Below are 21558 nucleotides of genomic sequence, written 5' to 3'. Positions count from 1 at the left end.
GTTCGTGCGATTTCGCGGCAGCCACTTTCACGAACTTCGCATTCATAAAGCACACTAGAATCATAAGTTTGCTAGTGTCCTTATCGAATCCGAAGTTCGCTCCGAAGGTGCGGCAAATGATGCGAACTTCGGATTCGGGACACTAGAGCATGAAAGATCGTGCTCGAACAAAGACATGAGATCATGATGCGATTCCGTAGAAACGCATCATGATCCATCAGAGAGCAGGCGAGGAGACGTCGTTGCAATTTCACATGATATCCGGCGGCCCGAAGCCGGTCGCGCCGTTCAGCCACGCGGTCGAGACGGATGGTTTCGTTTTCGTCACCGGCCAGATGCCGGATACGCCGGCCGCACCCGGCCTATTGCCCGAGGGCATCGTGGCGCAGACCCGCGCGGTGATGGAGAATCTGCGCGTGGTGCTTGCGGGCCTCGATCTCGGCCTCGAGCATATCGTGATGTCGCGCATCTATCTGACGCGCTTCAAGGAAGATTATGCGGCGATGAACGAGACCTATCGCCGCTATTTCCCGTCCGACCGCCTGCCGGCCCGCACCTGCGTCGGCGTCACCGGTCTCGCCTATGATGCGTTGATCGAAATCGATCTCGTCTGCCGCCGGCCTGCATAGACGCGCCCGCGAGGGTATGCTCGACCAGACGGAGACCGCCCGACGTCGGCGAGAGCCGCCGTCAGGACTTCAGAAGTGATGGCGGCCGGAGGTCCGGCCGGGCCGGCAGCGGACCTGAACGAGACCTACTCGTCCTTCTTCGTCGGCTGCGACATGCGCTCGAGGCGTTCCTGCATGTCCTTCATCTGGCGGCGAAGATCGTCGATGTTGCCGTCATCGGGCGTGGGCTCCGGCGCCTTGTCGGCCTCGCCGCCACCGCGTTGCGGCACGAACGGCTTGAACATCGAGAAGGTCTGCTGGAACAGCTCCATGTTGCGGCGGACCTGTTCTTCCAGCGGCGCAAACGGTGTCCCGCTCAGCGCGCCCGCGATCTGCTTGCGGAATTTTTCCTGTTCCTTGGTCAGCGTCTCGATCGACTGTTCGAGATATTTCGGCACCACCATCTGCATGCTGTCGCCGTAGAAGCGGATCAGCTGGCGCAGGAAAGTGGTCGGCAGCAGGTTCTGCCCGGCCTTGTTTTCCTGCTCGAAGATGATTTGCGCGAGCACGGAGCGGGTAATGTCGTCGCCGGTCTTGGCGTCATAGACGAGGAAATCTTCGCCTTCCTTCACCATCGCCGCGAGATCCTCGAGCGTGACATAGGTGCTCGTCCCGGTATTATAGAGCCGCCGGTTCGCGTATTTCTTGATCGTGGTCGGTTGTTCAGATTTTGCCATGGGCTCTCACTTCAACACCGAAGAACCTGGAACCCTACGGCATCGCCGCAGGGCAAAATGCAACGCATCGCAGCAAAGGTAAGCATTTTCAAAGCGGTTCGGCTACAGTTTTGTGCTGTGCGGTTAATTCCAAAGCATAGGATTTGCTCAGGAAAGTGCCAAGGGCGTCATTTTGAGTGCGTCGCGGCGCGATTTGCCCGACAGTGCGATTGACATGTCTCAACGAGGTTTACAGGATAGCCGTCAAGAGACAGGCCCGCCAAATCGGCCGCCCGCCGTCGAGAAACCCAGCTACAACCCATAGGAGATGTCCATGTCAGACGATGTCGTCATCGTCAGCGCCGCCCGCACCCCCGTCGGTAGCTTCAACGGCGCTTTCGCCACCACGCCGGCCCATGACCTCGGGGCCATCGCCATCAAGGCGGCGCTGGAGCGTGCCGGCGTCGAGGGCGGTCAGGTCTCCGAAGTCATCATGGGCCAGATCCTCACCGCCGCGCAGGGCCAGAACCCGGCCCGCCAGGCCTCGATCGCGGCCGGCATCCCGGTGGAAAGCCCGGCCTGGGGCGTCAACCAGCTCTGCGGCTCGGGCCTGCGCACTGTGGCGCTCGGCTACCAGGCGCTGCTCAACGGTGATTCCTCGATCGTCGTCGCGGGTGGCCAGGAATCCATGAGCATGGCCCCGCACGCGCAATATCTGCGTGGCGGCGTCAAGATGGGCGGGCTCGAGCTGATCGACACCATGATCAAGGACGGGCTGTGGGATGCCTTCAACGGCTACCACATGGGCAACACCGCCGAGAACGTCGCCAAGCAGTACCAGATCACCCGGTCGCAGCAGGACGAGTTCGCGGTCAGTTCGCAGAACAAGGCCGAGGCGGCGCAGAAGGCCGGCAAGTTCAAGGACGAGATCGTCCCGGTCACCATCAAGTCCCGCAAGGGCGATATCGTGGTCGACACCGACGAGTATCCGCGCCACGGCGCCACGCTCGACGCGATGGCCAAGCTCCGCGCGGCTTTCGAGAAGGACGGCACCGTGACCGCCGGCAACGCCTCGGGCATCAATGACGGCGCCGCCGCCGTCGTGCTGATGACCGCCAAGGAAGCCGCCAAGCAGGGCAAGAAGGTGCTGGCCCGCATCGTGTCGTGGGGCCAGGCCGGCGTCGACCCCAAGATCATGGGCACCGGCCCGATCCCCGCCTCGCGCGCCGCGCTGAAGAAGGCCGGCTGGAACATCGCCGACCTCGATCTGATCGAGGCCAACGAGGCGTTCGCGGCGCAGGCTTGCGCGGTGAACAAGGACCTCGGCTGGGATCCGGCCAAGGTCAACGTCAATGGCGGCGCGATCGCGATCGGCCATCCGGTCGGCGCGTCGGGTGCGCGCGTGCTGGTGACGCTGCTGCACGAGATGCAGAAGCGCGATGCCAAGAAGGGCCTCGCGACGCTGTGCATCGGCGGCGGCATGGGCATCGCTATGTGCGTTGCACGCGACTGAACAAAAGGCAGCGAGGCCGGTTAGGTGATGAAAAGATCATCTGTCAACCGCGAAGCGAGCTGATAAATAAGATGCCCGGCTTTGCGCCGGGCATTTTTGTTTCGAGGGGTTGTGAGTGCGTAGGCCGGAGTTATCCGGTCATAAAAGACGGCCAAGGAGGAAACGGACATGGCACGTGTTGCATTGGTGACGGGCGGAACGCGCGGTATTGGAGCTGCGATCAGCAAGGCGCTGAAAGCGGCGGGCTACAAGGTGGCGGCGAGCTACGCCGGCAATGACGCCGCGGCGGAGAAGTTCAAGGCGGAGAGCGGGATTCCGGTCTACAAGTGGGACGTCGCATCGTTCGACGCCTGCGCGGCCGGCGTCAAGCAGGTCGAGGCCGATCTCGGCCCGGTCGACGTGCTCGTCAACAATGCCGGCATCACCAAGGACACCGCGTTCCACAAGATGACGGTCGAGCAGTGGAATGCCGTGATCAACACCAACCTCGGCTCGCTGTTCAACATGACGCGCCAGGTGATCGAGGGCATGCGCGCCCGCAAGTTCGGCCGCGTCATCTCGATCTCCTCCATCAACGGCCAGAAAGGCCAGTTCGGCCAGGTCAACTACTCGGCGGCCAAGGCCGGCGACATCGGCTTCACCAAGGCCTTGGCGCTGGAGAACGCCAAGGGCGGCATCACCGTCAACGTGATCTGCCCCGGCTACATCAACACCGAGATGGTGCAGGCGGTGCCGAAGGACGTGCTCGAGAAGAACGTGATCCCGCAGATTCCGGTCGCCCGGCTCGGCGAACCCGAAGAGATCGCGCGGGCCGTGGTGTTCCTCGCCGCCGACGATGCCGGTTTCATCACCGGCTCGACGCTGACGGTGAACGGCGGCCAGTATCACGCCTGACGCGAGTAGCGTCGTCGCGTCGCAGGCGCGCACAATCAAGTAGCGAATGCCCGGCCTTGTGCCGGGCATTTTCGTCTTTACAACGCGCCACACGCGAAGGAAGACGTGGCCGGCCGGGACATCGGCGAGCGGCTTCAGACCGCCATCCTTTGGATAGTCATGCCCGGCCACGACGGATTGAATTGAGATGACGACCCGAACTGCCACCCTTGTCGGACTGACCGCCATCCTGATGTGGTCGCTGCTGTCGGTCATGACGGTCGCGACCGGGACGATCCCGGCGTTCCAGCTCGCGGCCATGACCTTTGCGATCGGCGCCGCGGTGGCGTTCGCGAGCTTCCTGTTGCGTCCATCAGCCTTCGGCGCGTTGAAGCAACCGCTTGTCGCCTGGGTCGTCGGCGTCGGCGGGCTGTTCGGCTATCACGCGCTGTATTTCCTGGCGCTGCGCTTCGCCCCGCCGGCCGAGGCCGGGCTGCTCAATTATCTCTGGCCGCTGTTGATCGTGCTGTTCTCGTCGCTGCTGCCGGGCGAGCGGCTTGCGGTGCATCACATCGTCGGCGCGCTGCTCGGCCTCGCCGGCACCGTGCTGCTGTTCGCCGGCAACACCGGCGCCTTCACAAAAGAGCAGATTCCAGGCTTCGCGGCCGCCTTCGTCGCGGCGTTCGTCTGGGCGTCCTATTCGGTGATGTCGCGCCGGCTCAAGGCGGTGCCGACCGATGCGGTGGCAGGCTTCTGCCTCGCGACCGCCGTGCTTGCGGCGCTCGTGCACATGATGGTGGAGACGACGGTGTGGCCCGCGACGCCGCTGCAGTGGCTTGCCGTCGTCGCGCTCGGCATCGGTCCGGTGGGGGCCGCGTTCTTCGCCTGGGATATCGGCATGAAGCGCGGCGACATCCGCGTGCTCGGTGCCGCCTCCTATGCCACGCCGCTGCTCTCGACCGCGTTCCTGATCGCAGCGGGCTTCGCCAAGCCCAGCGCCAATATCGCGATCGCCGCGATCCTGATCGCCGGCGGCGGGCTGATCGCGGCAAAGGACATGGTGCTGAGAAAAAGAACGTAGAATGGGTAGAGCGAAGCGAAACCCATCATCCCGCAGAGTAGATAGGAATTGATGGGTTTCGCTGCGCTCTACCCATCCTACGAAGAGGGTTGTTGCTACTGTTTCACCGTCACCCTGAGGAGGCCGCAACGCGGCCGTCTCGAAGGGTCGACGGCCCCGTCTGTGGCCGATTCATCCTTCGAGGCTCGCCCAGCGGCGCAATTGCGCCGCAAGGCTCGCACCTCCAGCGACAAAGGCAAAGCCTTTGCGCGGGGATGACGGGAAAAAGCTCTTACGAAGCGGGCTCCCAGCCCTTCGGCGCCAGCTCGAACTTCGCGAACTCGAATCCCGGCGCGACGGTGCAGCCGACCAGCGTCCAGTCGCCGCTGCTTTCCGCAGCCTGCCATGTGTCCGCCGGCACGATTGCCTGTGGCTGCTCGCCGCGCGCCACATCCGGCCCGAGCGTGATCGAATGTGGGCCGCCGTCCTGCGCGATCCGCAATGTCAGCGGCGCGCCGGCGTAATAGTGCCACATCTCGACGGCGTCGATGCGGTGCCAATGCGAGCGCTCGCCGCGCGCCAGCAGGAAGTAGATCGCGGTCGAATGCGCACGGCCATTGGCGTCGCAGCGCGCGTCGCGAAACGTCTCGCGATAGTGCCCGCCTTCGGGATGCGGCTGCAGCGCGAGCCGCGCGATGATGTCGGCCGCCGAGAGGTCGGCCATCACGACTTGTTCTTGCGCTCGCGGAGCTCGCCGAACACCAGCGCCGGATCTGCGCCCTTCATGTGCAGCTTCGCCGCTACCGCGGGCTCGTCGGCGCGCAGGAACACGTTGGCCTTCTTCTCGTCGCCGAGCAGCACCGGGATCGTCGGCTTGTTCTCGGCGCGCAGCTTTGTGACCTCTTCGGCCCGCTTCTGCAGGGCCGGATTGTCGGGCTCTATGGTGAGCGCGAATTTCACATTCGAAGCGGTATATTCATGGCCGCAATAGAGACGGAAATCGTCCGGCAGCGAGCGCAGCTTCAGCAGCGAATCCCACATCATGGGGTAGGTGCCCTCGAACACCCGGCCGCAGCCGATCGAGAACAGCGTATCGGCGGCAAACACCGCCTTCTCGCCGTCGAACACATAGGAGATGTGATCGAGCGTATGGCCGGGCGTCTCGACCACGCGTGCGAGCAGGCTGCCGACCTTGATGACATCGGCATTGGCGGCGCGCAGATCGACATTGGCGATCTTGGCCGACTGGTCGTGCGGGGCGACGACGCGGCAGCCGTATTTCTGCTTCAGCTCGGCGACGCCGCCGACATGGTCGCCGTGGTGATGGGTGATCAGGATATCCGTCAGCGTCCAGCCTTCGCGCTCCAGCGCCTTGATGATCGGGCCGGCTTCCGGCGCGTCGATCGACGCGGTCGCCTTGGTCGCGGGATCGTGGATCAAATACCCGAAATTGTCGGTGAGGCAGCTGAAGGTGCGAATTTCGGCGGTCATGATATCTCCACGAACAAACGGGACGGACATTTTCAAAGCATGATGTATTCGAAAGACCGGTATCGACTTTCCCGGGTCATGCTTTTAACGCGCCCAATATAGGGGTGAAATATGGCGTTAACGCTCCGGCGGCAATGCAATTTTCGGCGCACCCGGGCAGCAGGGGGCGTGTTAGGCTAAACACCATGGACGTCATCGACCTGCGCGACTTCTATTCGCAGCGCCTCGGCATCGTGGCGCGGCAGCTGATCAACCGGGGTATCCGCGCGCGGTGGCCGAACGCGGAAGGCCAGCGCGTGCTCGGCCTCGGCTATCCGACCCCCTATCTCGGCCTGTTCCGTGAGTCCTGCGAGCGCTGCATTGCCTTCATGCCGGCGGCCCAGGGCGTGCTGAAATGGCCGACCGGCCGGCCGGCGCTGGCCACCTTGATCGACGAATTCTCGATGCCGCTGCCGGATGCCGCGGTCGACCGCGTGCTGCTGGTGCACGCGCTGGAGATGTCCGATGACCCGGAGCGGTTGCTGCGCGAGGTGTGGCGGGTGCTCTCGCCGTCGGGGCGGCTGATCGCGGTCATCCCGAACCGCCGCGGCGTCTGGACGCGCACCGACGCCACGCCGTTCGGCCATGGCCGGCCCTATTCGCGGGCGCAGATCACGCAGCTGTTGCGGCAGACCTGGTTCACGCCGTCGTCGTGGGGCGAGGCGTTGTTCATGCCGCCGGTGCAGGGCAGCTGGTTCCTGCGCTCGGCGATGGCGTGGGAGCGGGTCGGCGCGGCGCTGTCGATGCCGTTCGCCGGCGTGCATATCGTGGAGGCGACCAAGCAGGTCTATCGGGCGATTCCCGCGCGTCGCGAGCGCACGCAGCTGATCCCGTCATTGCGTCCGGTGCTGGTGCCGTCCTCGACGGCGACGCGCAAATCGACTCACGCAGAGTCGTAACACGACCCGAGGCGTGACGCGGACAATTCACCCTCCCCGTGAAGGGAGGGTGACAGATTTTCAGGATTACTCGTTGCCCGGATTGAAGTCGTCGCTCGGTGCGGGCTGCGTCGCCATGTCGGGGCGCGGGCCGTGCGGACGGCGGCGGCGGCGCGGAAAGCGCTCGCTCCGTTCGCCGCGTTCTGCGCCGCCATTATTGCCTTCATAGGCGCCGTTGACCTGTGGCTGCGCGCCGCCGGTGATGAACGAGGGCAGGCGATCGACGCCGCCGGCATCGGCCATCGCGGGCTGCGGCTGGTTCTGCGGTTGCGGCTGATATTGCGGCTGCGGACGATGCTCGCGCTCGCGGTGCTCACGCGGCTGCTGGTCGCGCTCGCGATGCTCGCGCGGCTGCTGCTGCTCGCGCTGGTACGGCTGCTGGCCGTTGTCGCGCATGAAAGGTTGCTGCTGCTGCGGCACGAAGCCCGGCTCCTGGCCGAAGCTCGAATAGCCGTCGCTGTCGTCGTCGCCGTCTTCGGTCGGGGTGACCTCGGCGTCGGGGCGCGGCGGCTGCTGATTCTGCCGGAACTGCTCCTGCGCGGCCGCGATGATCCGGTAGTAGTGCTCGGCGTGCTGGTAGTAGTTCTCAGCGGCCACCGGATCGCCGGAGGAGCGCGCATCGCGCGCAAGCTGAACGTATTTCTCGGCCACGTGGGAGGCCGTGCCGCGGATCTTGATGTCAGGTCCGTTCGATTCGTACACCCGTGTCAGGGGATTCTGGCCGCGCCGGTTATTGTTGTTGTTATTGTTGTTGTTATTCCGGTTGCGCATCCGCTTGTTGTTCTGACCGTTTCTCATCTGTCGCCTTTTATTCCAGCCCTGAAGTTATTGCAGTCCACAGTCCGATTTCTCAGAAGTCCGATTCCCAGAGTCCGATTCGGCGCGCGCCTAGGCACACGGAATCGCAATACCGTTCGAAGTGGTTTCGATGTCGCCGACCATCTCGTTCAGCAAAGTCGCGTGCAGCAAAGACGCGTTCCCCAACCGCCGGCAATCGCGCCAGCGACCAAATCATTCCGCCCGTTGAGACAGGCTCAGTTCTCGTGCGTAAGTCTTCAAGCGCAATAACAGGCTTTCGTTCGCTTGGCGGTCGAGAGCAGCACAGCTTCGGCTATTGCGCTCTATAATGACCTGCGTTCCTGGAACCTTTCGATCGGCGGGCTCTGCTGAACCCTGGTCATCACCCGTAACGGATTACGGGGCCAGCACCGATGTTGTGCCCGGAACGTAGTCGTTCCCGGGGGATAATCCAAGAGGTTTTTTTTCGTTCCAATAGGACTTTATCGGGGCAGCCGGCGGGCGGAAACGGCCCTCGGGATGCCCCCCAGATCGGCCTTTGGCGGCCCCGTTGGGAATAACCCGGATGCCGTCATCAGCGCTTCAACGTCGCCGCTCTGACCCTGTCCGACTTCCACAACCAGAAATCCTCCTGAGGTCAAAAGACCCGCAGATTGCGAAATCAGCGCGCGGTAGGCGTCGAGCCCGTCGGCACCGCCGTCGAGCGCCGCGCGCGGATCATGCGCGCGCACCTCGATGTCGAGTCCGGCGACGTCGGCCGAGGGGATGTACGGCGGATTGGACACGATCAGCTCGAACGCGCCGACGAGCCCGCGGCCGTAGTCGCACTCGATCCATGTCGTGCGATCGGCGAATCCGAGCGCGGTGGCGTTGCGGCTCGCGGTCTGCAGCGCCTCCGTCGAGATGTCGGTGGCGAAGCCATGCGCGTTCGGCAGTTCCGAGAGCAGCGCCAGCAGGATCGCGCCAGAACCGGTGCCGAGATCGGCGATCCGCAACGCGCGCTCGGCCACCCCGTCGGCGCGCAGCAGTTCGAGTGCGCGCTCGACCACCGTCTCGGTGTCCGGGCGCGGCACCAGCGTCGCGGCGGACAGGTGCAGCGGCAGTCCCCAGAACTCCTTGACGCCGAGGATGCGCGCGACCGGTTCGCCGGCGAGGCGGCGCTGCGCGAGGTGCTCGAGGCGATCGGCTTCGTCCCTCGTCAGCGCGCGCTTCGCGCCGGTGATCATGCCGGTCAGATCGAGCCCCAGCACGGCGCCGACCAGCAGTCGCGCATCGAGCTCGGCGGCGTCGTGGCCGGCCGCCTTGAGGCGGGCGGTGAGGCTGCGCCTGATGCTCTCGACGGTCTGGCCATGTCCTGCGGGTTCGCTCATGGCGCGTTGTTAGCCGATGGTCGATGCGGCGTCGATATCACTTGCGCCCCGTGCGGCCGGCGCGCACGGTCAGAATCTGAACCTAGCGATCCGGAACGCGCGACCATGACGGGCTATGACGACCAGAACATCTTCGCCAGGATCCTGCGCGGCGAGGTCCCGAGCTTCAAGGTCTACGAGACCGACCGGACCTTTGCCTTTCTCGACATCATGCCGCGATCGCCGGGACATACCCTGGTGATTCCGAAGGCGCCCGCGCGCGGCATCCTCGACATCGCGGAAGACGACCTCGCCGCGGTGGCGCGGTCGGCCAAGCGCATCGCCATCGCCGCGATGAAGGCGTTCGCGGCCGACGGCATCATCATCCAGCAGTTCAGCGAGCCCGCCAGCGGTCAGGTGGTGTTTCACCTGCACATGCATGTGATGCCGGTGAAGGCCGGCGTCGCACTGCTGCCGGCGCAGACCGTCAAGGCGGAGATGGATGTGCTCGCCGATCACGCCAGGCGGATGATCGCGGCGCTGGGTGGGTGAGCGGGTGGGCCCGGTCCGACGCGGGAATGCCGTAATCCCTATCCCGAGAGGCCATGCGCAATATCGAGTTCGTCATTGCGAGGAGCTCGCGACAAAATTTGTAAAGCAATTTTGCGCTGTAGCGACGAAGCAATCCATCCATCCGCGCATGCGGACCGATGGATTGCTTCGCGGAGCCTGTCATCGGGTGTGCGTTCGCGCGACCCGTTGGCTCGCAATGACGGCGGAGAAAGTGACGCGCCCTAAACCCCGAGATAGCGCTGCAGAACATCGGGCTGCGCCTTGATCTCCTGCGCCGGCCCTTCATGGACGATGTGCCCGTTGTTGATGATGTAGATGCGCTGCGCCAGCGCGAGCGTCGCGGCGAGGTTTTGCTCCACCAGCACGATGGTCTGTCCGGCCTCGGCGAGATCGCGACACGCCTTCATCAGGTCGAGCACGATCACCGGCGCCAGGCCCTCGAACGGCTCGTCGAGCAGGATGATCTTGGGGTCGCGTACCAAGGCGCGCGCGATCGCCAGCATCTGCTGCTCGCCGCCCGACAGGTCGGTGCCGCGGTTGCCGCGCCGCTCGCGCAGCCGCGGGAACATCTCGTAGATGCGGTCGAGCGGCCAGCGCTGCGAGGCGGTCAGGCCGGCGATCACGAGGTTCTCCTCGACGCTCAGGCTGCCGAAGATACGGCGCTCCTCATGGACCAGCTGCATGCCGGCTTGCGCGATCTTGTGGCTCTTCCGGCCGGAGATCTCGACGCCGTCGAACATCACCGAGCCGCGGCGCGGGGTGACGACGCCCATCAGGCTCTTCAGCGTCGTGCTCTTGCCGGCGCCGTTACGTCCGAGCAGCGCCACCACCTCGTTGCGCTCGACGCGCATCGAGACGTCGAACAGGATGTGGGAATCCCCGTAATAGCTGTTCAGTCCATTGACCTCGAGCAGGCTCATGCGGCGAGCACTCCATGCACGCCGCCAAGATAGGCTTCTTGGACGGTCGAATTGGTCTTGATCTCTTCCGGCGTTCCCTCGACCAGCACGCGGCCCTCCTGCAGCACGGTGACGCGTTCGGCGAGCTCGAACAGCGCATCCATGTCGTGATCGATGATGATCATGGTGCGGCCCTGGCTGATCGACTTCAGCAGCTTGACGGTCTCGACGCGCTCGCGCGGGCTCATGCCGGCCAGCGGCTCGTCGAGCAGCAACAGGCTCGGCGACGTTGCCAGCGCCAGCCCGATCTCCAGCCGCCGCTTCTCGCCATAGGCAAGCTCGGACACGGGCGTGTCCGGCCTCGAGGTCAGATTGACCAGCTCGAGCGTCTGCTGCACGCGCTCGGACAGGCCGGGGATGCTGTCGATGCTGCGGAACAGATCGAGCTTGAACTTGCCGCGCAGCGCCGACAGCGCCGCGATCACCAAATTCTCGCGCACCGTCAGCCCGGTGAACAGCTGGTTGACCTGGTAGCTCTTGGTCAGGCCGAGCTGACAGACGTCGGTGACATTCATGCCGGTGATGTCGCGGCCCTCGAACAGGATGGTCCCCGAGGTCGGATGCACCTCGCAGCTCAGCATCTTGAAGAAGGTCGACTTGCCGGCGCCGTTCGGGCCGATGATGCCGCGCAGCTCGCCGTGATTGACGGTGAAGTCGATGTCGCTGTTGGCGAGCAGGCCGCCATAGCGTTTGGTCAGGCCCCTGGCCTGGAGGATCGGGCCGGACGGATTGCCGCCGGCGCGAGCCGCCACCGGCTTCGGCGCGGCGGGCGCCGTGGCGTGCCGCTCGCTTGCCACGGCGACGACCTCGGGTGCGCTCTCCTCCGGCTCCTTGGCGCCGCGCTGTCCGGTCAGGAGGCGGTAAAGATCGGCGAGGCCGCCGATGATGCCGCGGCGCAGGAAGCACACCAGCAGCACGAACACGATGCCGAGCACGAGCTTCCAGGCCGCGCCGAGCCCGAGCGCCGCCTGCAGGAAGTCCTGCAGCGACAGCCACACCGCGGCGCCGACCAGCGGCCCGAACAGCGTGCCGCGGCCGCCGATCGCGGTTTGCATCACGAGCTGCCCCGACGTGTCGAAGGTGAACGCGTCAGGCGGCATGAAGGCCTGCAGCACGCCGAGCAGCCCGCCGGCAAAGCCGGCATAGGCGGCGGCGATCACGAAGGCGGTGAGCTTGTAGCCGTGGATGTTGTGGCCGACCGCGGTCGCGCGCAGCGGGTTGTCGCGGATCGCGCTGAACACGGCACCGACCGGCGAGCGCACGATGCGCAGCGCAATCACGACGCCGATGAAGTAGCACAGCGCCAGGAACTGATAGAGCGACCAGCCGGTGGTGAAGTGCAGCGTGGTGAAGCCGAGATTGAAGCTCGGGGTCGGCACGCCCGGCAGCCCGTTCTCGCCGCCGGTGAAGTCCGACAGCGGATTGAACTCGACGAAGAAGAACACCTCGGCGATCGCCACCGTGATCATCGCGAAGTAGATGCCGGTGCGACGCAGCGCGATCAGGCCGATCAGATAGCCGGTGGCGGCGGCCGCGATCATGCCGATGACGAGCGCGAGCACGACGTATGGAAAACCGGCGCGCGTCAGCAGATAGGCCGCGACGAAGCCGCCGGTGCCGTAAAAGGCCGACTGGCCGAACGACAGCAGGCCGGTGAAGCCGAACAGGATGTCGAAGCCGAGGCCGAACAGACCCCAGACCAGGATCCGGTTCACCGTGTTGGGCGCGAAGCCGAGCCACGGCAGCACGAAGGGCGCGACGATAAGGCCGGCGGCGGTCAGGAGTTCGATCAGGTATGGGCGCTGTTTAAGCATCTAGATATCCGTCGTCATTCGCGGCCCTGCGTGCCGAGCAGGCCATGCGGTCTGAGCACCAGCACGAGCGTCATCGCCGCGAACAGCATGACGTAGGCGTAACCGGGGTTGAACATCGAGGTGATGCTGATGATCTCGCCGGCGATCAGTCCGCCGAGGATGGCGCCGGGAAACGAGCCGACGCCGCCGATCACCACCACCACGAAGGTCTCGACCAGGATGTCGTCGCCGACACCCGGCGTCAGCGACACCACCGGCGCGTTGATGATGCCGGCGAAGCCCGCGGCCATCGCGCCGATGCCGAACACGATCATGAAGACGCGGTAGACGTTGATGCCGAGCGAATCGACCATCACCGAATCCTCGATGCCGGCGCGCACGATCATGCCGAGCCGGGTGCGGTACAGGATCAGGAACAGCGCGCCCAGCGCGACCGCGACGATGCCGACGACCGCAAGCCGGTAGGTCGGGTAGAACAGGAAGCCGAGCGAGGTGATGCCCTGCAGCAGCGCCGGCGGCGGCACCACTTGCGACTGGCTGGTGAAGATCAGCCGCACGATCTCGACGAAGCAGATGCCGAGGCCGAACGTGACCAGCAGCTGGTCCTCATGCGGGCGATGGTAGAAGTGGCGGACGATGATCCGCTCCATCGCAATCCCGAGCACCATCACGAACAGCGAGCCTGCGATCACGGCGAGAATGAACGAGCCGGTGTAGGAATAGGTCACGTATCCGGCGTAGCCGCCGATCATGAACATGGCGCCGTGGGCGAGGTTGAGCACCCCGAGTGTGCCGTAGATGATCGTCAATCCGGAGCTGATCAGCGCGAGCAGCGCGCCGAGCGCCAGTCCGTTGAAAAGTTGCGAGACGAAATTTGGCCAGTTGATCATGACGCGCGTTCACTCAGCCGTATACCTGGCCCGGTCAGTGGAGGATGCGTTCCGAGAAAAGCGGCGCCGCGGGCCGGGTCGCCCCGCCCACGGCGCCGAGTCTTCCCACGTTAATCAGGTGTAGTCGCCGAGATGGCAGCCGAACGCATCCGGCTTCTGCATCAGACCGTCGCCGGGGACGATCTCGATCACCTCGTAATAGTCCTCCTTGTTCTTCATCTCCTTTTCCATCTTGCCGCGGACGATGACGACGGGGCGGACGCACTGATGATCCTCGGGGCGATAGTGGACGTCGCCGACCAGCGAGGGCAGCGTCTCGCCCTTCTCATAGGCCTTGATGATGTCGGGCGGATAGAAACTGCCGGCTTCCTCGACCATGCGGGCCCAGTGCGCGAAGCTGACATAGGCGTTCTCTGCGCCCCATTCCGGCTTGTATCCGTACTTCTTCTCGAAGGCCTCGTTGAACATCTTGGCCAGCGGATATTTGTCCTCGATGGTCCACCAATAGTCGGTCGCGGCGTAGACGCCCTGCATCAGGCCGCCGGTCTCGCGGGCGATGAACGGCACTTGGTAGGGCACCACGAGCTTCATCTTGTCGAGCACGCCGAACTGCTTGGCCTGCTGCGTCGACAGCACGGCATCGTGACCCCAGTTGACGTTGATCAGCACGTCGGCGCCGGAGTTCGCGACGTTGAGTAGATAGGACGAATAGTCCGGCGCGCCGAGCGGCGAGACTTGGTTGGTGACGGTGGTCCAGCCCGCCTGGGCGAGGTAGTCCTGCATCGACTTGGTGACGGTGTGGCCGTAGGTGTAGTCGGGCGTCAGGTAGGCGGCCTTCTTGTTCTTGCCGAACTGCTTGATCAGCACCGGCGCGATCGCCGCCGCGGCGGTCTGGCCGAAGAAGTTCTGGCGGAAGCCGTAGCGCACGCAATCCTTGCCGGTGGTGTCGTTGGAGCCGGAAATGCCGCAGACGAAGATCACCTTCTCGCGCTGCGCCAGCTTGTTCAGCGCCACCGCGACCGCGCTCGATGTGCCGCCGGTGATCATCACCGCCTTGTTCTCGGAGATGAAGCGCTGCTGCGCCTGCACGGCCTCGTTCGGCTTCGCCGCGGAATCCGCGACGCCGAATTTCAGCTCCTTGCCGAGCACGCCCTTGCTGGTCTTCGGCGAGATCTTCTTGATCAGCTCGTGGCCGCTGTTGATGTGCTCGATCGCGAGCTGGTAGCCCTTGAGCTCATCCTCGCCCTGCACCGCATAGGTGCCGGTGCGCGGGACCGAGATGCCGATGAACGCCGAAGAGCCCGACGTGCCCGCGGGATAGGTTCCGATCGCCGGGTGGTCCTCGGCGAAGGCCCGCGATGCGATCGAGGCCGGCAGCACGCTGCCGCCGATCAGGCCCGCGCCGGCTTGCAGCAAAGTGCGGCGCGAAACGTTCGGGGCACTGCCCGGCCGAAAATCCTTGGTGCTCATCGTTCAGTATCCTCCAATTATATTGATTGTTGGCGCGCATGCTCACTCGTCGCCTGATCGGATCGATCGGCGGCACGATGCGCCGGCTGCAATCGACCAGCCTGTCACAGCTACAATTCCCCACCGGCATATTTAGTCAATGTCACCTTTCGTCGAATCATATCGGCATACGATAGAAATAATATCGTTCTACGATGTATCGAGGGTTTACCGACCGGGGGCGGGTCCTGTAAGTGAGGGAGCGATGATCCAGGAGCCTTCAAGTCGCACCGGAAATGCCGGAGAGCACGCCGTGTCCGAGCACGGTGGCGCCGGGCAATCGGGCAGCCTGAGCATCCGCGCGATCAACGTCCTGAAGGAGCTGGCGGTAGAGCTGCTCGACGAAGTGCCGCCGAAGGTGGGCTGGGCGCCGCCGGACGATCTGCTGCGGCTGCTCACCGCGCGCCACCTCGCGACGGCGCGAAATTGCGGACGGCAAACCATGCGCGAGATCATCGCTTGGGCCGAGACGCGCGGAATAACGATCCCGTCTCCCCATCACACCGGCAAGTCGTTGTCGGAGGTCTGGGGCGATCTGGTCGCGCGTGCCTCGGCCGGGCATCTCACCAAGAGCGAGATCACCGAGGCGCTGGAGAAATCCATTCGCCGCAGGAGCCCGCGGATTCCGGTCGCCTTCCAGATCGTGCTGCTGAAAATATTGAGCTCGACCTACGATCACTGGCCGCAGCCCTGAGCTTGCGCGGCCCCGCCGCTCGATCGTCAAACCGTTGAAAACATGAGTGGAAGGGCGGCCGGTAGTATGGTGCGTCCGGCGCGGGCTTGATAGCGTTGCACGGCGTCTGCCGTCCGGCGGAGCGAGCCAGCAGCAGGACGATCGAATGCCGCAACCAAAGCAACGACGAGCGCTCGCCGGCGCAACCAAACGCAAGGCCGTGGCCGCGACGGTGGACTACCGGGCGCTGGCGCAGTTTCGCTACGAGTTGCGCAGGTTTCTCGCATTCAGCGAGGAGGGCGCCCGGAAGGCCGGAATGACGCCGCGGCAGCATCAGGCGCTGCTCGGCATCAAGGGTTTCGTCGATCCCGGTCCGCCGACCGTCGGCGACATCGCCCGGTTCCTGCTGATCCGGCATCACTCCGCCGTCGAACTGATGAACCGCATGGCAAAGCTCGGACTGGTCAGCCGCCTTGCCGATCCGGACGACGCGAGGCGGGTTCAGCTCAAGCTGACGGCAAAGGGAGAGCAGAAGCTCCAGGCGGTCTCGAAGAAGAACATCGAGGAACTGCGCCGCGTCGCGAGCCCGGCGTTGCGCCGCTTGCTGAAGTCTTCGCCGTCTTCCGAAGAGGACTGAGTGCAGCATCCGCCGGCGCAAGCGGCGGCGCGCGTCAGGCCGTGGCGCCCTGCGCGGCGAGCTGTGCCGCCTGGTGCTCGGTGGTCAGCGCGTCGATCAATTCGCCGAGCGCTTCGCCCGCGATCACCTGCGGCAGCTTGTAGAGCGTCAGGTTGATGCGGTGGTCGGTGACGCGTCCTTGCGGGAAATTATAGGTGCGGATGCGCTCGGAGCGGTCGCCGGAGCCGACCTTCTCCTTGCGGTCGGCGGAGCGCGCCGCCTCGACGCGCTGGCGCTCGGCATCGTAGATGCGCGAGCGCAGGATGTTCATCGCCGACGCCCGGTTCTTGTGCTGCGAGCGGCTGTCCTGCATCATCACGACGATGCCGGTCGGCAGATGGGTGATGCGGATCGCCGATTCGGTCTTGTTGACGTGCTGACCGCCGGCGCCGCCCGCGCGCATGGTCTCGATCCTCAAGTCCGTGTCCTTGATATCGACGTCGACGTCCTCGACCTCGGGCAGTACGGCGACCGTGGCGGCCGAGGTGTGGATGCGGCCCTGTGTCTCGGTGTCGGGCACACGCTGCACGCGGTGCACGCCGGATTCGAATTTCAGCTTGGCGAACGCGCCGCGGCCCTGCACCTCGGCGATGATTTCCTTGTAGCCGCCGACGGTGCCTTCGCTCGCCGAAATCACCTCGACCTTCCAGCCCTGCAAGGACGCGAAGCGCTCATACATCCGGAACAGGTCGCCGGCGAACAGCGACGCCTCGTCGCCGCCGGTGCCGGCACGGATTTCCAGCATCACGTTGCGGTCGTCCATCGCGTCCTTCGGCAACAGCGCGATCCGGATCTGCTGCTCGAGCTCGCCGAGCCGCGCCTGCAGCGTTTCCAGCTCGGCTTCCGCCATGCTGCGCATCTCGGGATCGGTCCCGGCGTCCGCCAGCATCGCCTCGGTATCGGCCAGTTCGCTGCGCGCAGAACGGTAGAGCTTCACCGCGTCGATCAACGGGTTGAGCTCGGCGAGCTCGCGCGTGATCTGCACATAGCGCTCGGACTTGACCTCGCCGAGCAGCTCGGCCTCGAGCGAGGCATGATGGGCGAGCAAGACGTCGAGTTTGGCTTCGGGTAGCATAGCGGTATCTCGAATTGCGGAAGGTACGGAGGGGGCGGCAGCGGCGACGGCAGCGTCGCTACAAGGCCAGCCCCTCGGTTTCCGCAAACTTCGTCAGCGCCGCGCGGATCGAGACGCTGCCGACCGGCGCGTCCAGCAGCGGATTGATCATCGCCTCGGCCTTCTTGGCATCGAGGTCGAGGATCAACGCCTTGACCGGGCCGTGCGCGGTTGCCGACAATGAAAGCGAACGGTAGCCGATTGCGATCAGCGCCAGCGCGCCGATCGGCTTCGAGGCCATCTCGCCGCACAGCGAGGCGGCCTTCTTCGCCGCCTTGGCCTTGCGCACGATGTCGCGCAGCGCGCGCAGGATCGGCGCCGAGAGGATGTCGAAGCGTTCGGAGACCTTGGCATTGCCGCGGTCGACAGCAAACAGGAACTGGAACAGATCGTTGGAGCCGACCGAGACGAAGTCGACCTTCTTCAGGAGCTCGTCGAGCTGGTAGAGCAGCGCCGGCACCTCGACCATGGTGCCGATATCGATCCGCTCGGGCAGCGAATGGCCGTGCTGGCGCAGATAGGTCAACTCGCGCTCGACGATCGCCTTGGCCTGGTCGAACTCGGCGATATCCGAGATCATCGGGAACATGATCTTCAGCGCGCGGCCGCCGCCGGCGCGCAGCAGCGCGCGGATCTGGCCGCGCAGCAGGCCGGGACGGTCGAGGCCGAGCCGGATCGCGCGCCAGCCGAGCGCGGGATTTTCCTCGATCACGGTCTCCATATAGGGCAGCGCCTTGTCGCCGCCGATGTCGAGCGTGCGGAAGGTGACGGGCTTGGAGCCCGCAGCGTCGAGCACGGTGCGGTACAGCGCGAGCTGGTCGCTCGAGCGCGGCAGGTTCGGGCTCACCATGAACTGCAATTCGGTGCGGAACAGGCCGATGCCGGCGCTGCCGGTGTCGTCGATATGCGGCAGGTCGATGGTCAGGCCGGCATTGATCAGAAGCTCGATCGGCTGGCCGTCCTTGGTCACGCAGGCCTTGTCGCGCAGCGCCGAATATTGCGCCTGCCGCCGCGCCCGGAACCGGACACGCTCGGCATAGGCGGATTCGATCTCGGTCGAGGGGCGGACATAGATCTCGCCGGAAATGCCGTCGACGATGATGGCATCGCCCGGGTCGGCGATGCCGGGCGCGTTCGGCACCTCGCCGACCGCGGGAATGCCGAGCGCGCGCGCCACGATCGAGACGTGGGAATTCGCGGTGCCTTCCTCCAGCACCAGGCCGCGCAGCCGCTTGCGGTCATAGTCGAGCAGCGCCGCCGGGCCCATCGCGCGGGCGATCAGGATGGCGTTGTCGGGCAGCTGCTCGCGCGACGGCGCATGGTCCTGGCCGACCAGCTGCCGCATCAGGCGATGGCCGAGATCCTCGAGGTCGTGCAGGCGGTCGCGCAGATAGGGATCGGTCGAGCGCAGCATGCGCGCGCGGGTGTCGGACTGCACGCGTTCGACGGCGGCTTCCGCGGTGAGGCCGGTGGCGACCGCCTCGTGCAGCTTGTGCGACCAGCCCTGGTCGTTGGCGAACATGCGGTAGGCTTCCAGCACCTCGCGGTGCTCGCCGCCGTCGGCGACGTCGCCGCGCTCCAGCATGCGGTCGAGATCGGCGCGCAGATTGGCGAGCGCAGTGTCGAGCCGCTTGATCTCCTTCGGCAGATCCTCGGCGATGTAGTTGGTGATGACGACGCGCGGCTCGTGCAGCACGACGTGGCCGAGCGCGATGCCGTCGGAGAGCACCGCGCCGGTCTTGTGCAGCGAGTGCCGCGCGGCGGGCTCGGCGCCGGGCTGCGCCAGCGCGGCAAGCTCGCCGGAGGCGATCATCTCCGCCAGCACCATGGCGGTGGTCTGCAGCGCCTCGACTTCTTCCTCGACATAGGTGCGCTTGGCGCGGTTCTGCACCACGAGCACGCCGAGCGTGTTGCCGGCGCGCAGGATCGGCACGCCGAGGAACGAGTGGTAGGCCTCTTCGCCGGTCTCCGGGCGGTAGGCGAAGGCGGGATGGCTTTGCGCGTCGGACAGGTTGAGCGGCGTCGCCTCGCTGGCGACGAGGCCGACCAGGCCTTCATGCGCGCTCATCACCGTGCGGTGGACGGCGTCGCGGTTCAGACCTTCGGTGGCATAGAGTTCGAGGGTGTTGTCGATGCGCAGCACGTAGCAGGAGCAGACCTCGGCCACCATGTTGGCCGCGATCAGCACCACGATCTTGTCGAGCCGCTCCTGGGCGGAGACTTGCTCCGCCATGGTCTCGCGGAGCCGTCTCAACAGGATGCGGGGGCCTCCCGACGCGCTCCGCATATGTTTCAGTCCCTCCCCACGTAGCCAGCGCACCGGTGCGGCCGGCCGTTGGCGCAAAACTCGTCAAAAACAACAATTTTAATCATTCGGCGTCGCCGCTCGCCAGTTCCCGCCGATTCGGGATCACTAAACTGTGCCACAGTTTGCGACAGCCTACCTGACTGGCCGTATAGCCAATCGAGGCTTGCTTTGCCAAGCAAAACGCCTGCCAGTAGCAAATAACGTCTGCGTCAGCCCAATGCTGCGCCCGCTAAGAGAAATTCTAACTCCGGGGCGCGGCTGGGGAGCACGGCCAGTGCTCGGTCTCGTCGTTCCGGGGCGTCGCGAAGCGGCGAACCCGGAACCTCGAGATTTCGGATTCGATGCTGTCGCATCGCCCCGGAATGACAGCGGAGCGAGCCCTGCCCCTGCCGGTCGCGCCTACGCCTGGTCGAGGCCGTACAGCGTGTGCAGCGTGCGGACCGCGAGCTCGGTGTAGGCGGCGTCGATCAGGACCGAGAACTTGATCTCGGAGGTGGTGATGGCGCGGATGTTGATGTTGCGGTCGGCCAGCGCCTTGAACGCCTTGGCCGCGACGCCGGCATGGCTGCGCATGCCGCTGCCGATCACCGAGACCTTGGCGACGTCGGTCGCGGTATCGACGCGGGCGTAGCCGATCTTGGCCTTGGCGGCGGTAATCGTGTCCTTGGCGCGGTTATAGTCGCCGGCCGGAACGGTGAAGGTGAGGTCGGTGGTCTTGCCGTCCTCGGACACGTTCTGCACGATCATGTCGACATTGATATTGGCATCCGCGAGCGGCCCGAAGATCGCGGCGGCGACGCCAGGCTTGTCCTCGATCTGGCGCACGGAAATCTGGGCTTCGTCCTTGGAGAAGGCGATGCCGGTGACGACGTGCATTTCCATGATTTCCTCCTCGCTGCAGATCAGCGTGCCCGGCGGCTGGTTGGCGTGCGGGTCGATATCCTCTGGCTTGTCGAAGCTGGAGCGCACGAAAATCGGCATGTTGTGCACCATGCCGAGTTCCACCGAGCGAACCTGCAGCACCTTGGCGCCCTGCGAGGCAAGTTCCAGCATGTCCTCGAAGGCGATCTTGTCGAGCCGGCGCGCCTTCGGCACCACGCGGGGATCGGTGGTGTAGACGCCGTCGACGTCGGTGTAGATGTCGCAGCGGTCGGCGCGCAGCGCGGCGGCGATCGCCACCGCCGAGGTGTCCGAGCCGCCGCGGCCGAGCGTGGTGATGCGGCCGGTGTCGGGATTGATGCCCTGGAAGCCGGCGATCACGGCGACTTCCTTGCGCTCCTTGAAGCGGGTGATGATCTCGGTGCCGTCGATATCGAGGATGCGCGCCGAGGCATGCGCCTCCGAGGTCTTGATCGGGATCTGCCAGCCCTGCCAGGAGCGCGCCTGGATGCCGATGCCCTGCAGCACGATCGCGAGCAGGCCCGAAGTGACCTGTTCGCCGGAGGCGACCACCGCGTCATATTCGCGCGCGTCGTGCATCGGCGAGGCATCGGTGCACCAGGCCACCAGCTCATTGGTCTTGCCGGACATCGCGGAGACGACGACGGCGACCTCGTGGCCCGCGTCGACCTCGCGCTTCACATGCTGCGCGACGTTGCGGATACGATCGATATTGGCGACGGATGTACCGCCGAATTTCATCACGAGGCGGCCCATG

At 65.2% G+C, this 21558-nt stretch carries 20 protein-coding genes; 8 read left to right on the top strand and 12 right to left on the bottom strand.

Going from position 1 to position 21558, the window contains the following annotated elements:
• Window positions 1-242 precede the first annotated feature (242 nt).
• Entirely contained in the window at window positions 243-629 is a 387-nt protein-coding gene (locus ACVWZM_RS16530; protein WP_076824761.1) for a RidA family protein, read from the top strand.
• A gap of 125 nt (window positions 630-754) precedes the next feature.
• Here ACVWZM_RS16530 and phaR read toward each other — a convergent pair whose 3' ends face one another.
• On the bottom strand, window positions 755-1345 hold the full coding sequence (phaR, locus tag ACVWZM_RS16525) for a polyhydroxyalkanoate synthesis repressor PhaR (RefSeq protein ID WP_057015574.1): 591 nt from the start codon (window positions 1343-1345) through the stop codon (window positions 755-757).
• 313 nt (window positions 1346-1658) lie between these two features.
• On the opposite strand from phaR, the gene ACVWZM_RS16520 reads away from it, so the two are divergent.
• The 3 genes from ACVWZM_RS16520 (at window position 1659) to yddG (ending at window position 4791) form a co-directional block, all read left to right on the top strand.
• Complete coding sequence (locus ACVWZM_RS16520) at window positions 1659-2837, top strand: acetyl-CoA C-acetyltransferase (RefSeq protein ID WP_057015573.1); 1179 nt, start codon at window positions 1659-1661, stop codon at window positions 2835-2837.
• A gap of 168 nt (window positions 2838-3005) precedes the next feature.
• A complete protein-coding gene (gene phbB / locus ACVWZM_RS16515) occupies window positions 3006-3731 on the top strand; it encodes an acetoacetyl-CoA reductase (RefSeq protein WP_016841131.1) in 726 nt (241 codons plus the stop codon).
• 187 nt (window positions 3732-3918) lie between these two features.
• The gene (gene yddG / locus ACVWZM_RS16510; RefSeq protein WP_057015572.1) at window positions 3919-4791 is read left to right on the top strand and encodes an aromatic amino acid exporter YddG; all 873 of its coding nucleotides are present in this window, start codon (window positions 3919-3921) and stop codon (window positions 4789-4791) included.
• Between the two features lie 271 nt (window positions 4792-5062).
• On the opposite strand, the gene ACVWZM_RS16505 is transcribed toward yddG, so the two are convergent.
• Window positions 5063-5494 (bottom strand): cupin domain-containing protein, encoded by a 432-nt coding sequence (locus ACVWZM_RS16505; protein WP_076824702.1) that lies wholly within the window; start codon window positions 5492-5494, stop codon window positions 5063-5065.
• Window positions 5494-6261, bottom strand: a complete 768-nt coding sequence (gene gloB / locus ACVWZM_RS16500; RefSeq protein ID WP_456853895.1) for a hydroxyacylglutathione hydrolase — start codon at window positions 6259-6261, stop codon at window positions 5494-5496. The genes ACVWZM_RS16505 and gloB overlap by 1 nt, the downstream gene beginning before the upstream one ends.
• A 185-nt stretch (window positions 6262-6446) precedes the next feature.
• Here gloB and ACVWZM_RS16495 point away from each other — a divergent pair, with 185 nt between their 5' ends.
• Window positions 6447-7199, top strand: a complete 753-nt coding sequence (locus ACVWZM_RS16495; RefSeq protein WP_456853893.1) for a class I SAM-dependent methyltransferase — start codon at window positions 6447-6449, stop codon at window positions 7197-7199.
• Window positions 7200-7265: 66 nt separating this feature from the next.
• On the opposite strand, the gene ACVWZM_RS16490 is transcribed toward ACVWZM_RS16495, so the two are convergent.
• The gene (locus ACVWZM_RS16490) at window positions 7266-8036 is read right to left on the bottom strand and encodes a DUF4167 domain-containing protein (RefSeq protein ID WP_076824705.1); all 771 of its coding nucleotides are present in this window, start codon (window positions 8034-8036) and stop codon (window positions 7266-7268) included.
• 482 nt (window positions 8037-8518) lie between these two features.
• On the bottom strand, window positions 8519-9406 hold the full coding sequence (gene prmC / locus ACVWZM_RS16485) for a peptide chain release factor N(5)-glutamine methyltransferase (RefSeq protein ID WP_456853891.1): 888 nt from the start codon (window positions 9404-9406) through the stop codon (window positions 8519-8521).
• A 105-nt stretch (window positions 9407-9511) separates the two neighbouring features.
• Here prmC and ACVWZM_RS16480 point away from each other — a divergent pair, with 105 nt between their 5' ends.
• Window positions 9512-9937, top strand: a complete 426-nt coding sequence (locus ACVWZM_RS16480) for an HIT domain-containing protein (protein WP_057015567.1) — start codon at window positions 9512-9514, stop codon at window positions 9935-9937.
• 242 nt (window positions 9938-10179) lie between these two features.
• Here ACVWZM_RS16480 and ACVWZM_RS16475 read toward each other — a convergent pair whose 3' ends face one another.
• The 4 genes from ACVWZM_RS16475 to ACVWZM_RS16460 all read right to left on the bottom strand — a co-directional run bounded on the left by ACVWZM_RS16475 (window position 10180) and on the right by ACVWZM_RS16460 (window position 15091).
• Window positions 10180-10878: an ABC transporter ATP-binding protein gene (locus tag ACVWZM_RS16475; protein WP_456853889.1), complete on the bottom strand. Its 699-nt coding sequence runs from the start codon at window positions 10876-10878 to the stop codon at window positions 10180-10182.
• Window positions 10875-12731: a branched-chain amino acid ABC transporter ATP-binding protein/permease gene (locus tag ACVWZM_RS16470; protein ID WP_456853887.1), complete on the bottom strand. Its 1857-nt coding sequence runs from the start codon at window positions 12729-12731 to the stop codon at window positions 10875-10877. The genes ACVWZM_RS16475 and ACVWZM_RS16470 overlap by 4 nt, the downstream gene beginning before the upstream one ends.
• Before the next feature lie 14 nt (window positions 12732-12745).
• A complete protein-coding gene (locus tag ACVWZM_RS16465; RefSeq protein WP_057015564.1) occupies window positions 12746-13621 on the bottom strand; it encodes a branched-chain amino acid ABC transporter permease in 876 nt (291 codons plus the stop codon).
• A 114-nt stretch (window positions 13622-13735) separates the two neighbouring features.
• A complete protein-coding gene (locus ACVWZM_RS16460; RefSeq protein WP_456853885.1) occupies window positions 13736-15091 on the bottom strand; it encodes a substrate-binding protein in 1356 nt (451 codons plus the stop codon).
• A 292-nt stretch (window positions 15092-15383) separates the two neighbouring features.
• Between ACVWZM_RS16460 and ACVWZM_RS16455 the strand changes: the two genes are divergently transcribed.
• Both ACVWZM_RS16455 and ACVWZM_RS16450 read left to right on the top strand, forming a co-directional pair.
• Complete coding sequence (locus ACVWZM_RS16455; RefSeq protein WP_456853883.1) at window positions 15384-15824, top strand: hypothetical protein; 441 nt, start codon at window positions 15384-15386, stop codon at window positions 15822-15824.
• Window positions 15825-15969: 145 nt separating this feature from the next.
• Window positions 15970-16440, top strand: coding sequence for a MarR family winged helix-turn-helix transcriptional regulator (locus ACVWZM_RS16450; protein WP_057015561.1), 471 nt, complete (start codon window positions 15970-15972; stop codon window positions 16438-16440).
• A gap of 34 nt (window positions 16441-16474) precedes the next feature.
• Here the strand turns inward: ACVWZM_RS16450 and prfA are convergent, their stop codons facing one another.
• From prfA to ACVWZM_RS16435, 3 genes are all read right to left on the bottom strand, one after another.
• Window positions 16475-17554 (bottom strand): peptide chain release factor 1, encoded by a 1080-nt coding sequence (prfA, locus tag ACVWZM_RS16445; RefSeq protein WP_456853881.1) that lies wholly within the window; start codon window positions 17552-17554, stop codon window positions 16475-16477.
• Window positions 17555-17612: 58 nt separating this feature from the next.
• Window positions 17613-19880: a phosphoenolpyruvate--protein phosphotransferase gene (gene ptsP, locus ACVWZM_RS16440; protein WP_028343590.1), complete on the bottom strand. Its 2268-nt coding sequence runs from the start codon at window positions 19878-19880 to the stop codon at window positions 17613-17615.
• 420 nt (window positions 19881-20300) lie between these two features.
• The gene (locus tag ACVWZM_RS16435; protein WP_057015560.1) at window positions 20301-21557 is read right to left on the bottom strand and encodes an aspartate kinase; all 1257 of its coding nucleotides are present in this window, start codon (window positions 21555-21557) and stop codon (window positions 20301-20303) included.
• Window position 21558: the final 1 nt, after the last annotated feature.

It is taken from the genome of Bradyrhizobium sp. USDA 4501, from assembly GCF_054062115.1.
Note: the sequence above shows the minus strand (reverse complement) of the source record. Positions and strands in the feature narration are given on the sequence as shown.

Excerpts from the sequence above, each read along its gene's own strand:
- ACVWZM_RS16465 (WP_057015564.1), bottom strand. The coding sequence starts at position 13,621 with ATGATCAACTGGCCAAATTTCGTCTCGCAACTTTTCAACGGACTGGCG.
- prfA (WP_456853881.1), bottom strand. The coding sequence starts at position 17,554 with ATGCTACCCGAAGCCAAACTCGACGTCTTGCTCGCCCATCATGCCTCG.
- ACVWZM_RS16435 (WP_057015560.1), bottom strand. The coding sequence starts at position 21,557 with ATGGGCCGCCTCGTGATGAAATTCGGCGGTACATCCGTCGCCAATATC.
- ACVWZM_RS16490 (WP_076824705.1), bottom strand. The coding sequence starts at position 8,036 with ATGAGAAACGGTCAGAACAACAAGCGGATGCGCAACCGGAATAACAAC.
- ACVWZM_RS16495 (WP_456853893.1), top strand. The coding sequence starts at position 6,447 with ATGGACGTCATCGACCTGCGCGACTTCTATTCGCAGCGCCTCGGCATC.
- phbB (WP_016841131.1), top strand. The coding sequence starts at position 3,006 with ATGGCACGTGTTGCATTGGTGACGGGCGGAACGCGCGGTATTGGAGCT.
- yddG (WP_057015572.1), top strand. The coding sequence starts at position 3,919 with ATGACGACCCGAACTGCCACCCTTGTCGGACTGACCGCCATCCTGATG.
- ACVWZM_RS16520 (WP_057015573.1), top strand. The coding sequence starts at position 1,659 with ATGTCAGACGATGTCGTCATCGTCAGCGCCGCCCGCACCCCCGTCGGT.
- ACVWZM_RS16460 (WP_456853885.1), bottom strand. The coding sequence starts at position 15,091 with ATGAGCACCAAGGATTTTCGGCCGGGCAGTGCCCCGAACGTTTCGCGC.
- ptsP (WP_028343590.1), bottom strand. The coding sequence starts at position 19,880 with ATGCGGAGCGCGTCGGGAGGCCCCCGCATCCTGTTGAGACGGCTCCGC.
- ACVWZM_RS16450 (WP_057015561.1), top strand. The coding sequence starts at position 15,970 with ATGCCGCAACCAAAGCAACGACGAGCGCTCGCCGGCGCAACCAAACGC.
- gloB (WP_456853895.1), bottom strand. The coding sequence starts at position 6,261 with ATGACCGCCGAAATTCGCACCTTCAGCTGCCTCACCGACAATTTCGGG.
- phaR (WP_057015574.1), bottom strand. The coding sequence starts at position 1,345 with ATGGCAAAATCTGAACAACCGACCACGATCAAGAAATACGCGAACCGG.
- ACVWZM_RS16480 (WP_057015567.1), top strand. The coding sequence starts at position 9,512 with ATGACGGGCTATGACGACCAGAACATCTTCGCCAGGATCCTGCGCGGC.
- ACVWZM_RS16470 (WP_456853887.1), bottom strand. The coding sequence starts at position 12,731 with ATGCTTAAACAGCGCCCATACCTGATCGAACTCCTGACCGCCGCCGGC.
- prmC (WP_456853891.1), bottom strand. The coding sequence starts at position 9,406 with ATGAGCGAACCCGCAGGACATGGCCAGACCGTCGAGAGCATCAGGCGC.
- ACVWZM_RS16505 (WP_076824702.1), bottom strand. The coding sequence starts at position 5,494 with ATGGCCGACCTCTCGGCGGCCGACATCATCGCGCGGCTCGCGCTGCAG.
- ACVWZM_RS16475 (WP_456853889.1), bottom strand. The coding sequence starts at position 10,878 with ATGAGCCTGCTCGAGGTCAATGGACTGAACAGCTATTACGGGGATTCC.